This window comes from Paracoccus yibinensis (assembly GCF_030846195.1).
In the GTDB taxonomy this organism is placed as follows: Bacteria; Pseudomonadota; Alphaproteobacteria; order Rhodobacterales; family Rhodobacteraceae; genus Paracoccus; species Paracoccus yibinensis.
Map to the genome: position 1 here is coordinate 185,465 of NZ_JAVCWH010000001.1, position 12,970 is coordinate 198,434.

Genomic DNA, 12,970 nt, shown 5'->3' on the forward strand with positions numbered 1-12,970 from the left:
CCGACCTGCGAATCGCCGGAGTGACCCCCTTGCACCGGCTGCGTATTTTCGGCTTCACTCGGTTGAAACGCGCCGCGTTAGACCTATGCTGCGCCGCGACACGCCTGTCCGCGACAGGGACAAGGAAGGAAGCGCCATGACCGACGAAACCCGCCGCCGGGCCGAGGAAATCCGCCGCGAAATCGAGACGGTGACTGCGGCGCCATTGCCGCAGCCCCAGCCAGACCCCCTGTCGGTCCGTGCCGCCGATCCGCAGCTTGCAGCCGAGATCCGCCGCCGCATGGACGAAATCGACCTGGGCGACAGCGGCTCCATCGTGCGCTTCGGCACGCGCGCCCAGGCGGGCTTGCAGGAAATCAGCCAGAAGATGCTGGCCGACGTCAAAAGCAAGGATGTCGGCCCGGCGGGCGAAAGCCTGCGCAGCATCGTCACCACCATCCGCGGCTTCTCGACCTCCGAACTGGACATGCGCCGCACGCGAAGCTGGTGGGAAAAGCTGCTGGGCCGGTCGGCGCCTTTCGCGAAGTTCGTGGCGAATTACGAACAGGTCCAGACGCAGATCGACCGGATCACGGTGGAACTGGAACGCCATGAACAGACGCTTCTGAAAGACATCAAGGCGCTGGATCTGCTTTATGACCATACGCTGAACTTCTATGACGAACTCGCGCTGTATATCGCCGCGGGCGAGGAGAAGCTGCGCGAACTGGACAGCACCGCCGTCCCCGAACTGGAGGCGCGCGTCAGGGCCGCCCCCGAGGACGATCAGGTCATGCAGGCGCAGGCGCTGCGCGACCTGCGGGCGGTCCGCGACGACCTGGAACGGCGGGTCCACGACCTGAAGTTGACGCGGCAGGTGACGATGCAGTCCCTGCCCTCGATCCGCCTGGTCCAGGAGAACGACAAGTCACTGGTGACGAAGATCAACTCGACATTGGTGAACACGGTGCCGCTGTGGGAAACGCAGCTTGCCCAGGCGGTGACGATCCAGCGCAGCGCCGAAGCCGCGCGCGCGGTCAAGGAGGCCAGCGACCTGACCAACGACCTGCTGACGCGAAACGCCGACAATCTGCGCCAGGCGAATGTCCAGATCCGCACCCAGACCGAACGCGGCGTCTTCGACATCAACTCGGTCAAGGCCGCGAATGCCCAGCTGATCGCCACGATCGAGGACAGCCTGCGCATCGCCGACGAAGGCCGCGCCCGCCGTGCCGCCGCCGAAAGCGACCTGACGAAGATGGAGGCGGAACTGCGCGACACGCTGGCCCGTGCGACGGCGCAGCGTCAGGGGACGACACCGGGGACGCCCGCACGGTGATGAAGGAATTGGTTGGACGGAAAGGCATTCTTTTCCTTTTGGGCTTGCTGGTTCTGACGGCTTGCCAGGTGCCCGAACCTGCACCCGCGCCTGAACCCGCGCCCCGGCCCGTGGCACGGCCTGCCGGGCTTGAACCCTCGCAGGAAGACTTGCGGAAGGCCCGCGCCGAACGCAACCGCGCGGCCAATGCCGCGGCAGCCGAGGCGCGCACCCAGGCCAGCCTGGTCAGCACCGCGCAGCGGGAATTCTATGCCCGTGCCGAACGCGCCCTGCGCGACCAGGGCCGGTTGCGCCGCGATCGGGTGCCCCTGGATGCGCCCATCGACGCCGACACGCTGACCCGGAACTTCATCGCCATCGCCTTGCGGGACGAATACGGCACCACCGGCATCCAGCCCGGCAGCCATGATTCCCCGGCTCCGCTGCGCCGGTGGCAGGATCCGGTCCGCCTGCAGATCGAATTCGGACCGGTCGTGGACGTGGCTAACCGGCGTGCCTATCGGGTCGAGGTCAGCCAATTCGCCCAGCGGCTTGCGCAGGCCACCGGCCACGGCGTCTCGCTGACCGACAGCGGCGGCAATTTCGTCGTCCTTGTCCTGTCCGACGACGAACGCCGAGCCATCGGGCCTCGTCTTGCGCAACTGGTGCCGGGCATTCCGCCAGACGACATCATCGTCATGCAGAACCTGGACGCCGACAACTTCTGCACCGTCTTCGCCTATTCGCGCGGCGCCGAGCCGGTCTATTCCAACGCCGTCGCCCTGATCCGGGCCGAGCTTCCGCCCCTGCTGCAAAGCTCCTGCATTCACGAGGAACTGGCGCAGGGCATGGGGCTTGCCAACGACAGCCCCCAGGCGCGCCCGTCGATCTTCAACGACGACGAGGAATTCGCCTTGCTGACCCGGCATGACGAATTGCTTCTGCGGATCCTTTACGACCCACGCCTGCGTCCCGGCATGTCAGCGTCCGAAGCCGAACCTATCGTCCGCCAGATCGCGACCGAATTGCTGGCGCAAAGCATCTGACTTGCGCCGGCCCCTGCCTTGGCAGCATACAAGGACAGGGGCACCCGGCGGAGGGAAAGATGGCAATCTTCGACATTCTCGGCGGCGAGTTCATCGAGGTCATCGAATGGACCGACGACACGCGCGACACGATGGTCTGGCGTTATCCGACCGTCGGCAACGCGATTAAATACGGCGCCAAGCTGACCGTCCGCGAAGGGCAGGCCGCCGTCTTCGTGCATGAGGGCCAGCTTGCCGACACCTTCGGCCCCGGCCTTTACATGCTTGAAACCAACAACCTGCCGATCCTGACGCGGTTGCAGCATTGGGATCACGGGTTCCGCAGCCCCTTCAAGTCCGAGATCTATTTCGTCAGCACCACGCGGTTCAACGACCTCAAATGGGGCACGCGAAACCCGATCATGGCGCGCGATCCCGAATTCGGTCCGGTCCGCCTGCGGGCCTTCGGGACCTATTCGATGCGCGTGACCGACCCTGCGCGCTTCATGACGGAAATCGTGGGCACCGACGGCGAATTCACCCGCGACGAGATCGCCTTCCAGATCCGCAACGTCATCGTGCAGGAATTTTCCCGCGTCATCGCTGGGTCGGGGATCCCGGTCCTGGACATGGCCGCGAATACCGATCAGCTGGGCAAGCTGGTCGCCCAGGCCATCGAACCGACGATCGCGGCCTATGGCATCTCCATTCCCGAATTCTACATCGAAAACATCAGCCTGCCCCAGGAAGTCGAGAAGATGCTGGACAAGCGCACCTCGATGGGGATCCTGGGCGATCTGGACCGCTTCGGCCAGTATGCGGCTGGCGAGGCCATGGTGAACGCCAGCCAGAACCCCGGCGCGGCGGGGGCCGGAATGGGCGCGGCCATGGGCGCGGCGATGGGCATGGGCATCACCCGGCCTGCGGCGGGACCATGGGGCAGCGCACAGCAAGCCGGGGCCATGCCGCCTCCCTTGCCCGGCCCGACCGAAGCCGCCTGGCACGTCGCGCTGAACGGCACGGCCCAGGGTCCGTTCGACCTGGCGGGTCTGGAACGCCTGGCCACAGAAGGCCGCTTCGGGAACGAAACGCTGGTCTGGACGCCCGGTCAGGACGGCTGGCGCAAGGCCGGCGACATCCCCGATCTGGCGAGGCTGTTTCCGACCATGCCGCCGCCCCTGCCCGGCTGATCCATGCCGACCCCTCGGGCTGAACACCGCTATCCCTGCGAACAATGCGGGGCCAGCCTGCGTTTCCAGCCGGGCCAGCAGATGCTGGTCTGTGACTGGTGTGGACACAGGCAGGCCATCGGCGACGGTCCTGCCCGCGCACCCGCCCGTCAGCCGCATGGCGGGGCCGATGGTGCCGAGGCGATCCTGGCCGATCCCGAAACGGGCCGTGCGCTGCAATGGGATGCGGGCCACAAATCCCCGGATCTGGTTGAAATTCCGTTGGAACAGGGTCTGCGCCTGGACGCCGGGTCCGATCTGGCGGAAACGGTCCGGCTGCTTTCCTGCCCGAACTGCGGCGCCCATATCGAGATCGGCACCTCGGTCCACTCGAATGTCTGCCCGTTCTGCGCCACCCCTGTCGTCACCGACACCGGCGCAAGTCGCAAGATAAAGCCGCAGGGGGTTATGCCCTTTCGTCTGACCGAGGATCAGGCCCACAAGGCGATGCAGGAATGGCTGAAGGGGTTGTGGTTCGCACCGTCCGGCCTGACCGCCTATGCCAGGCGCAGCCGGCGGATGCGCGGCGTCTATTCGCCCTATTGGACCTTCGATGCCAGCACCCGGTCGCGCTATGTGGGCCAACGTGGTGACTATTATTATGAAACCGTATGGGTAACGCAGCAGGTCAATGGCCGCAGCCAGCAGGTTGCCCGCCAGGTCCGCCGAACCCGCTGGCGTCCGGCAGCGGGCCAGGTCGCGCGGAATTTCAACGATGTTCTGGTGCTGGCCTCGGCATCGCTGCCGCACAGGATCGTGGATGGGTTGACGCCCTGGGATCTGTCCCACCTGCGCCCCTATCGCCCCGATTACCTGGCGGGCCTGGAATCCGAGGCCTATACGATCCCCCTGGCCGAGGGACACAAGACCGCAAGGGCGGAAATGGCGGGCGTCATCCTGAACGATGCCCGCCGCGACATCGGCGGCGACGAACAGCGCGTGGATCACATCCAGACCGACCACACGGACGAGACGTTCAAGCACATCATGCTGCCGATCTGGACCGCCGCCTATCGTTACAACGGCAAGAGCTATCGCTTTGTCGTCAACGGGCAGTCCGGGCGGGTCATGGGCGAGCGCCCCTGGTCGATCTGGAAAATAGCCGCCGCCGTCATCGCCGCTCTGGTTGCGGTAACGGCTTTCCTGTATCTGGCCGAGGCAGGGGGCTATATCGACATGCAGATGGACGATGTCGTCATCCAGGGTTTTTGAGCGGGAGGGGACGATGATCCTGTGTGCGGGCGAATCGCTGATCGACATGGTGCCGGAAGACGGGGCGTTTCGCCCCCTGGTGGGCGGTTCGGTCTATAATACGGCCATCGCCCTTGGACGACTGGGCGAGCCTGCCGCCTATTTCTGGCCGATCAGCCGCGATCCGTTCGGCGACATGCTGCTGCGCCCCCTGTCCGAGGCAGGGGTGAACACCGATCTGTGTCCACGCACGGACCGGCTGACCACGCTAGCCCTTGTGACGCTGACCGGAGGTGAAGCGCGCTATTCCTTCTATGACGAAGGTTCGGCCGGACGAATGCTGAAGCCCGACGACATCCCGACCCTGCCTGGCCTTGTCGAGGCCATTTTTGTTGGCGGTATCAGCCTTGTCCCCGATCCCTGCGGCGCGGCCATCGAGGCGCTGATCGAAAAGGATGGCGGCAGGCTGCCGGTGATGCTGGACCCGAACATTCGGCCTTTCTTCATTGCCGATGCCGATGCGTATCGGGCGCGTCTCGCGCGCCTGATCGGGCAGGCCGATATCGTGAAGCTGTCGGGCGACGATCTGGCATGGCTTTATCCGGGCGAAAGCCCCGACGCGGCCATCCGAAAGGTGCTGGAGCAGGGTCCACGGCTGGTCCTGCAAACGGGGGGGGCTGCGGGTGCGCAGGCGCATTGGTCGGGCGAAACTGTCGCGGCCCCCGCCATTCGCGTAACGGTCGCCGACACCATCGGCGCGGGCGACACCTTCAATGCGGGCGTTCTGGCAAGCCTTCGCCGTCAGGGCGTCCTGTCCAAGGCGGGACTGGCCGCAATCACGGCGGAACAGATCACCGCCGCCCTGACACTAGGCACGCAGGCCGCATCGATTACCGTGTCCCGACCCGGTGCCAATCCGCCTTGGGCGCACGAGATGCCGGCCTGAACGCCCTTTCCGAACCGCGCAAGCGGCGCTAGAACCGTTCGCATGGACATTCTGGACAAGATCAAGGCCTACAAGCTGGACGAGATCGCCGCCGCCAAGGCTGCCCGTCCGCTGGCCGATATCGACGCGGCCGCCCGCGCCGCGCCGGCCCCTCGCGGCTTTGCCCGCGCCCTGACGGCCAAAGCTGCGACCGGCCCGGCGCTGATTGCGGAGATCAAGAAGGCCAGTCCCTCCAAGGGGCTGATCCGACCGGACTTCGATCCTCCAGCGCTTGCAAGGGCCTATCAGGCGGGCGGGGCAGCTTGTCTGTCGGTTCTGACGGACGCCCCCAGCTTTCAGGGGGCGCCGGAATACCTGACGGCGGCCCGCGACGCCTGTTCGTTGCCCGTGCTGCGCAAGGATTTCCTCTATGACCCCTATCAGGTGGCCGAGGCGCGGTCCTGGGGCGCCGATTGCATCCTGATCATCATGGCTTCGGTCGATGACGCCCTTGCAGCCGAGCTTGAAGACGCTGCCTTCCACTGGGGCATGGACGCCCTGATCGAGGTTCATGATGCTGCGGAACTGGATCGCGCCTTGCAGCTGAAATCGCCACTGATCGGGATAAATAACCGAAACCTCAAGACCTTCGATCTGTCATTGAATGTAACACGCGAACTTGCCCCACGGATTCCGGCGGACCGCGACATCGTTTGCGAAAGCGGTTTGTTCACCGCCGCCGATCTTGCCGCGATGATGCCGATCGGTGCCCGGCGCTTCCTGATCGGCGAAAGCCTGATGCGTCAGGCCGATGTGACCTCTGCCACGCGGCACATCCTGGATGTCGCCGCATGAGCCTGACTCATTTCGATGCCTCCGGCCAGGCTCATATGGTCGATGTCTCCGACAAGGCCGTGACTGCGCGCGAGGCCGTGGCCGAAGGCTGCGTCACGATGCTGCCCGAGACCCTCGCCCTTGCGCAGGGCGGCGCAGCCAAGGGCGACGTGATGGGCGTCGCCCGTCTGGCGGGGATCATGGCCTCCAAACGCACCGCCGACCTGATCCCGTTGTGCCATCCCCTGCCGATCAGCAAGGTCTCGGTCGATCTGGTGCCGGATCCGGCCTTGCCCGGCATCCGCGTCACCGCAACCGTCCGCACCACGGGCCAGACCGGGGTCGAGATGGAGGCGCTGACTGCCGTGTCGGTGGCGTGCCTGACCATCTATGACATGCTGAAGGCGGCCGAGAAGTCCATGACCATTGGCAGTATCCGTCTTGTCCGCAAAAGTGGCGGAGAGTCAGGGGATTACGAGGCCTATCTGTGATAACGGTAGAACAGGCCCTCGCTCAAGTCCTGTCGCTGGCACCCCCGCCGGTGTCGGAGATCGTTCCCTTGCATCAGGCTTGGGGCCGCGCTCTGCTGGAGCCCGCAATCTCGCGGATGACGCAGCCGCCCTTTGCGGCCTCGGCGATGGACGGTTATGCCGTCCGCTCCTCGGACATCGGCCAGTCGCTGACCGTCATCGGAGAAGCCGCCGCAGGACATCCCCATGCCGGGCGGGCGATCGCGGGAACGGCTGTCAGGATCTTTACCGGGGCGCCCGTCCCGGAGGGTTATGACCGCGTGATCATGCAGGAAAACGTCCTGCGCGAGGGAGATCGGATCACGGTCACGGACCCGGCAGGCGGGAGCAACATCCGCCCGGCAGGGGACGATTTCCGTAAGGGCGACCATTTTGCACCCGGACGTCGGCTTCGCGCGGCGGATATCGCGCTGCTGGCGGCGATGAACATTCCTGCCGTCACGGTTTCCACCCGCCCGCGTATCGCGATCCTGGCAGGAGGAGATGAGCTGGTGTCACCCGGCACCGTCCCGGCCCCCGGTCAGATCATCAGTTCAAACGATCTGGCCATTGCCGCACTTGTTCGGGAATCGGGCGGAGAGGCGGATGTCCTTCCGATCGCCCGGGATACCGAGGACAGCCTTCGAGCAGGGTTCGCAGCGGCCAGGGATGCCGATCTGCTTGTCACGATTGGCGGGGCCTCGGTTGGGGATCACGATCTGATCGGCAAGGTTGCGGCGGACCAGGGGCTTGATCTTGCCTTCCACAAGATCGCCATGCGTCCGGGAAAGCCCTTGATGGGGGGCCAGCTGAACGGAAAGCCCATGCTGGGCCTTCCGGGCAATCCGGTATCGGCAATCATTTGCGGCATCTTGTTCATGCAACCTCTAATCGCAGCGATGCAGGGCTTGCATAAGCCTCGACCGGTGCTGAAAGCGCGGCTTGCCGACGATCTTCCAGCCGAAGGAAACCGGCAGCATTATCTGCGCGCCACCCTCCAGGATGGGGGTGATCTGCCCTTGATCCGTCCTTTCCCCAGTCAGGATTCGGCGCGGTTGTCGCTGATGGCCCGCGCGGATGCCCTGCTGGTGCGGCCTGGGAGCGATCCGCCTCGTGCTGCGGGGGACATCGTCGATTTCCTTCCGTTGTCCGGCTGAGGATTAACTAAATTTTCAGTTCCTTATGCTCTGTTTGTTGACGCGATTCAGCTTGTGCGATAGAACAGAAAAGGAACAAGAAGATGCCGGGGATGGATGCGATGCTGACGAAAAAGCAGATTCAACTGCTGGATTTCATTCAGAAACGCATGGCTCGCGACGGTGTGCCGCCGTCCTTCGATGAAATGAAGGAAGCCCTGGACCTGCGGTCCAAGTCCGGGATCCACCGGCTTGTCACTGCGCTCGAGGAACGGGGCTTCATCCGCCGCCTTCCTCACCGGGCACGCGCCCTGGAAATCGTGCGTCTTCCCAATGCGCTGCTTGCCGATGCCGACGCCGAGACGGCTGCTTCCAAACAAGGCTTCACGCCGCGCGTTGTTTCCTCGGCCAAACCTCCGCGTCCGCGGGGGGCGATCACGATCGCCGACAGTCCGGCGGTCGAACTGCCGCTGATGGGCCGGATCGCTGCCGGTGTGCCGATCGAGGCGATTTCGGAAGTCTCGCACCATGTCGCCGTCCCGGGTACCATGCTGTCCGGGCGCGAACATCACTATGCACTCGAGGTGCAAGGCGACTCGATGATCGAGGCCGGGATAAACGACGGGGACGTGGTCGTGATCCGGGAACAGGACACGGCCGATAATGGCGACATCATCGTGGCCTTGGTGGACGGCAACGAAGCCACGCTCAAACGCTATCGCCGCAAGGGGGGCATGATCGCGCTGGAAGCGGCTAACCCGACCTATGAAACCCGGATCCTGCCCGAGGATCGGGTGCGCATTCAGGGACGCCTCGTCGGACTGATCCGCAGCTACTGATCCGGCGTCCAGATTCAGAGATGGTCGAAGAACCCGTTGCCTGCCCGCCCCAGTAGCTCTTCGGCCAGATCGGCGCCCATGGCGGGGCCGTCATTAACGCTTCCCTCTCGGTGACCGCTGATGGCCGCGGAGCCATCAGGCCGCAAGATCTCCCCTCGCAACAGCAGGCTGTCCTCGCGGAGTTCGGCCAAGCCAGCAATGGGTGTCTGGCACGATCCGTCCAGTTGCGCCAGGAACGCGCGTTCAGCGTAGATGCGGTGGCCGGTTTCGACGTGGTGAATGGCGGCCAGCAGTTCAGCACACAGACTGTCCCCTGCCCGCCTTTCGACGCCAATGGCGCCTTGTGCAACCGCAGGAAGCATCTCGGCCGGGTCGATGGGATCACGCGCCACATGCAACATTCCCAGGCGCGACAGCCCCGCCATTGCCAGGAAAGTCGCCACGGCCACGCCTTCGTCCAGCTTCCTCAGCCGCGTCTGGACGTTGCCGCGAAACTCGACCAGTTGCAGGTCCGGGCGGCGGTGCGCCAGTTGCGCCCGCCGCCGCAGGCTGGAGGTTCCGACGACCGAACCTGCCGGAAGATCCCCAATGGACTGAACCTGCGGGCTGACAAAGGCATCGCGCACGTCCTCACGCGGCAGCAGACAGTCGATCACCAGACCATCGGGCTGCAACGTGGGCATGTCCTTCATCGAATGCACGGCGATGTCGATCTCGCCCGCGATCAGCGCGTCTTCGATTTCCCTGGTGAACAATCCCTTTCCGCCGATCTCCTTGAGGGGGCGATCCAGGATCCTGTCGCCGGTCGTCTTGATCACGACAATCTGGAAAGCCTCGGGCGGCAGGCCGTGGGCGGCGGCCAGCCGGTCCCGGGTCTCGTGGGCCTGGGCAAGCGCCAGCTTCGAGCCGCGCGTTCCGATCTTCAGGGGGCGTGTTGGGTCGGGCATCTGCATCATCACCCTCGCATAGCGGTAGCGGGGCTGCTTGACAACGCCCCCCGCCTCGCCTTGAACGGGCCGCAGGAGGCCCTATGACCAAACTTCTCTTGCGCGCCCTGGCAGGCGAAACCCTGCCCACCCCGCCGATCTGGATGATGCGCCAGGCCGGCCGCTATCTGCCGGAATACCGCGCGACACGGGCTCAGGCCGGGGACTTTCTGTCGCTGTGCTACAACCCCGATCTTGCGGCCGAGGTGACGTTGCAGCCGATCCGCCGGTTCGGCTTCGACGCGGCGATCCTGTTCGCCGATATCCTGCTGGTTCCGCAGGCACTTGGCGCCGATCTGTGGTTCGTAACGGGCGAAGGGCCGCGGCTGTCCGCCATCACTTCGGCCAGCGACCTGGGGCGCCTGAAACCTGCCGACGCGATCCATCACCGCCTAGCGCCCGTCTACGAGACACTTCGCATCCTGACGCGCGAACTGCCCCGGGAAACAGCGCTGATCGGTTTCGCCGGCGCGCCCTGGACCGTCGCCACCTATATGATCGCCGGGCGCGGAACGCCGGACCAGGCCCCCGCCCATGCGTTGAAAGAGCGGGACCGGGCGACCTTTACCGCGCTGATCGACCGCATCACCGATGCCACGATCCATTACCTGTCCGCCCAGATCGAGGCCGGGGCCGAGGTCGTCAAGCTGTTCGACAGCTGGGCGGGCAGCCTGAAGGGCGCGGATTTCGACGACTTCGCCGTGGCCCCGGCGCGCCGGATCATTGCCACGCTGAAGGAACGCCACCCCGGCATTCCCGTCATCGCCTTTCCGCGAGAGGCGGGCGAACGCTATGTCGGTTTTGCGCGGGCCACCGGGGCCGACTGCGTAGCCCTGGATAATTCCGTCGATGCGGACTGGGCCGCGCGGCATGTGCAGATCGACGGCTGCGTGCAGGGCAACATGGACCCGCGTCACATGGTCACGGGCGGACCGGCCCTGGTGGCCGAGGCTCAGCGGATCACCCGCGCGCTGCGAGGCGGGCCGCATGTGTTCAATCTGGGTCACGGCATAACCCCGGACGCCCATCCCGACAATGTCGCGGCAATGATCGAGGCTGTCCGCAGCGCATGATCTGGGTCGCGGCCACCCTGATTGCGGCCACGGCGCAGACTGCGCGCAACGCCGCACAGGCGGGACTTACACGGCAGATCGGCACGTTGGGCGCGACTGCCGTGCGGTTCGTCTTCGGCTTTCCCTTTGCAGTGGCGGCCTTGTGCTTGACAGCGATCTGGGTGCCGATACCGCAACCGGACGCGACGGTTCTGGGTTGGGCCGCGCTTGGTGCGATGGCACAGATCGCCGCGACCGCGCTGATGCTGGTCACGATGCGGGGACAGGGATTCGGCGTTGCCACGGCTCTGATGAAGACCGAACCGGTGACGCTCGCACTGGTCGGTGCGTTGGTCCTGGCCGAACCGCTTGGCCTGCCCCGGCTGGGCGCAATCGGCCTGGCGACGCTGGGTGTGGTTCTGGCATCCGGCGCGACCTGGTCCCTCACGGCCTGGCGCCCGGTGGCCACGGGGATCCTGTCGGGCGCACTGTTCGGGCTGTCGGCCATCGGCTTTCGCGGCGCGTTGCTGGCCCTGCCCGACGGAAGCTCTGGCATCCGAGCGATCACGATCCTGGCGATCACCCTGGGGCTTCAGACGGTGGTCATGGCCGTCTGGCTTGTCTTGTGCGACCGCCCTGCCCTGACGGGAATCATGACCCAATGGCGCGTTTCGCTGGTCGCCGGGCTTCTGGGCGCCGTCGCGTCGCTGTTCTGGTTCATCGGTTTCGCTTTGACGCCTGCCGCCAATGTCCGCACCCTGGCCCTGGTCGAGGTCGTCATGGCGCAAGCCCTCTCGGGCCGGGTTTTCCGTCAATCCGTCGCGCCGTTGCAACTGCTGGGAATGGGGTTGATTCTGGCCGGCGTCGGCTGGTTGTTGGCAGTGACGTGACACATGTCAGGCAGCAATCTTGAACGACAGCCAGACGACCACCCCGACCAGCATCAGTGACAGGATCTGCCCGAGGGGATTTGCCCCGGCAAGGCCCCGTCCGATCTCAGCGGGCAAATGCTGGATCAGATCCATTTCGCCAGGGGCGGCAGGCTCATCAGGACGGCATCGGCGTTGTGGCCGGTCTCCAATCCGAACTTGGTGCCCCGGTCATAGACAAGGTTGTATTCCGCATAAAGCCCGCGATGGACCAGTTGCGTATCGCGGTCTTCATCGGCGAAGGGCCGGCTCATGCGTGCCTCGGCCAGGGGCAGGAAGGCTGGCAGGAACGCCTCGCCCACGGCGCGGGTGAAGGCGAAATCGGCCTGCCAGTCGCCGGTGTTGAGATCGTCGAAGAAGATGCCGCCTACGCCCCGCGCCCGGCCGCGGTGGGGAATAAAGAAATACTCGTCGGCCCAGGCCTTGAAGCGGTCGTAGTAGGCGGCGTCATGAGCGTCGCAGGCCGCCCGCAGGGTGGCGTGAAAATGGGCCGTGTCGTCGGCATATTCGATGCAGGGGTTCAGATCGGCCCCGCCGCCGAACCACCACGCGCCGGGTGTCCAGAACATGCGCGTGTTCATGTGGACCGCTGGGGCATGGGGGTTCTGCATATGCGCGACAAGGCTGATCCCCGAAGCCCAGAAGCGCGGGTCGCCATCGATCCCCGGCACCCCACGCGAGGCCATGGCGGCCTGCGCACGGGGGGCAAGGGTGCCGTGGACTTCGGACCAGTTGACGCCGACCTTTTCAAAGACGCGGCCGCCGCGCATGACCGACATCAAACCGCCGCCGCCATCGTTGGTGCGGGTGGTGGGCATCACCTCGAAACGGCCAGGGATGGCACTGCCGGGACCGCGATCCTCCAACGCCTCGAACGCCGTGACGATACGGTCGCGAAGGGTGCGAAACCAAGCGGCGGCAATGCGGCGTTCCTGTTCCATGGGCCTTCTCCAATCTTGATTTGCCACCCCGGCGACGCGGCGTTAGCATCCGATAACCTGCTGTAAAGAGAGCCGCC

At 65.4% G+C, this 12,970-nt stretch carries 14 protein-coding genes; 11 read left to right on the top strand and 3 right to left on the bottom strand.

The genetic code is table 11. The annotated features are described in order from the left end of the window. The first annotated feature begins 136 nt into the window (after positions 1–136). The 9 genes from RAH32_RS00925 (at position 137) to lexA (ending at position 8,985) form a co-directional block, all read left to right on the top strand. A complete protein-coding gene (locus tag RAH32_RS00925; RefSeq protein WP_306604221.1) occupies positions 137–1,318 on the top strand; it encodes a toxic anion resistance protein in 1,182 nt (393 codons plus the stop codon). A 68-nt stretch (positions 1,319–1,386) separates the two neighbouring features. Continuing rightward, positions 1,387–2,343, top strand: a complete 957-nt coding sequence (locus RAH32_RS00930) for a DUF2927 domain-containing protein (RefSeq protein ID WP_306604228.1) — start codon at positions 1,387–1,389, stop codon at positions 2,341–2,343. A 59-nt stretch (positions 2,344–2,402) separates the two neighbouring features. Further along, entirely contained in the window at positions 2,403–3,512 is a 1,110-nt protein-coding gene (locus tag RAH32_RS00935; RefSeq protein WP_306604234.1) for an SPFH domain-containing protein, read from the top strand. Between the two features lie 3 nt (positions 3,513–3,515). Then, entirely contained in the window at positions 3,516–4,763 is a 1,248-nt protein-coding gene (locus RAH32_RS00940) for a TFIIB-type zinc ribbon-containing protein (protein WP_306604236.1), read from the top strand. Between the two features lie 13 nt (positions 4,764–4,776). Then, the gene (locus RAH32_RS00945) at positions 4,777–5,688 is read left to right on the top strand and encodes a carbohydrate kinase family protein (RefSeq protein ID WP_306604237.1); all 912 of its coding nucleotides are present in this window, start codon (positions 4,777–4,779) and stop codon (positions 5,686–5,688) included. Positions 5,689–5,730: 42 nt separating this feature from the next. Continuing rightward, positions 5,731–6,522, top strand: coding sequence for an indole-3-glycerol phosphate synthase TrpC (gene trpC / locus RAH32_RS00950; protein ID WP_306604239.1), 792 nt, complete (start codon positions 5,731–5,733; stop codon positions 6,520–6,522). After that, a complete protein-coding gene (gene moaC / locus RAH32_RS00955; RefSeq protein ID WP_306604241.1) occupies positions 6,519–6,992 on the top strand; it encodes a cyclic pyranopterin monophosphate synthase MoaC in 474 nt (157 codons plus the stop codon). The genes trpC and moaC overlap by 4 nt, the downstream gene beginning before the upstream one ends. Beyond that, a complete protein-coding gene (locus RAH32_RS00960) occupies positions 6,989–8,167 on the top strand; it encodes a molybdopterin molybdotransferase MoeA (protein ID WP_306604243.1) in 1,179 nt (392 codons plus the stop codon). Before moaC ends, RAH32_RS00960 begins: the two co-directional genes overlap by 4 nt. A 101-nt stretch (positions 8,168–8,268) precedes the next feature. After that, entirely contained in the window at positions 8,269–8,985 is a 717-nt protein-coding gene (lexA, locus tag RAH32_RS00965) for a transcriptional repressor LexA (RefSeq protein ID WP_306605173.1), read from the top strand. A gap of 14 nt (positions 8,986–8,999) precedes the next feature. Here lexA and hemC read toward each other — a convergent pair whose 3' ends face one another. Then, positions 9,000–9,932: a hydroxymethylbilane synthase gene (gene hemC / locus RAH32_RS00970; protein ID WP_306604245.1), complete on the bottom strand. Its 933-nt coding sequence runs from the start codon at positions 9,930–9,932 to the stop codon at positions 9,000–9,002. Positions 9,933–10,015: 83 nt separating this feature from the next. Between hemC and hemE the strand changes: the two genes are divergently transcribed. Together hemE and RAH32_RS00980 are read left to right on the top strand one after the other, a co-directional pair. After that, the gene (hemE, locus tag RAH32_RS00975; protein WP_306604247.1) at positions 10,016–11,044 is read left to right on the top strand and encodes a uroporphyrinogen decarboxylase; all 1,029 of its coding nucleotides are present in this window, start codon (positions 10,016–10,018) and stop codon (positions 11,042–11,044) included. Next, positions 11,041–11,913, top strand: a complete 873-nt coding sequence (locus RAH32_RS00980; RefSeq protein ID WP_306604249.1) for a DMT family transporter — start codon at positions 11,041–11,043, stop codon at positions 11,911–11,913. The genes hemE and RAH32_RS00980 overlap by 4 nt, the downstream gene beginning before the upstream one ends. A 6-nt stretch (positions 11,914–11,919) precedes the next feature. Here RAH32_RS00980 and RAH32_RS00985 read toward each other — a convergent pair whose 3' ends face one another. Next, positions 11,920–12,048, bottom strand: coding sequence for a hypothetical protein (locus tag RAH32_RS00985; RefSeq protein ID WP_306604251.1), 129 nt, complete (start codon positions 12,046–12,048; stop codon positions 11,920–11,922). After that, a complete protein-coding gene (gene hemF, locus RAH32_RS00990; RefSeq protein ID WP_306604253.1) occupies positions 12,039–12,893 on the bottom strand; it encodes an oxygen-dependent coproporphyrinogen oxidase in 855 nt (284 codons plus the stop codon). The genes RAH32_RS00985 and hemF overlap by 10 nt, the downstream gene beginning before the upstream one ends. Positions 12,894–12,970: the final 77 nt, after the last annotated feature.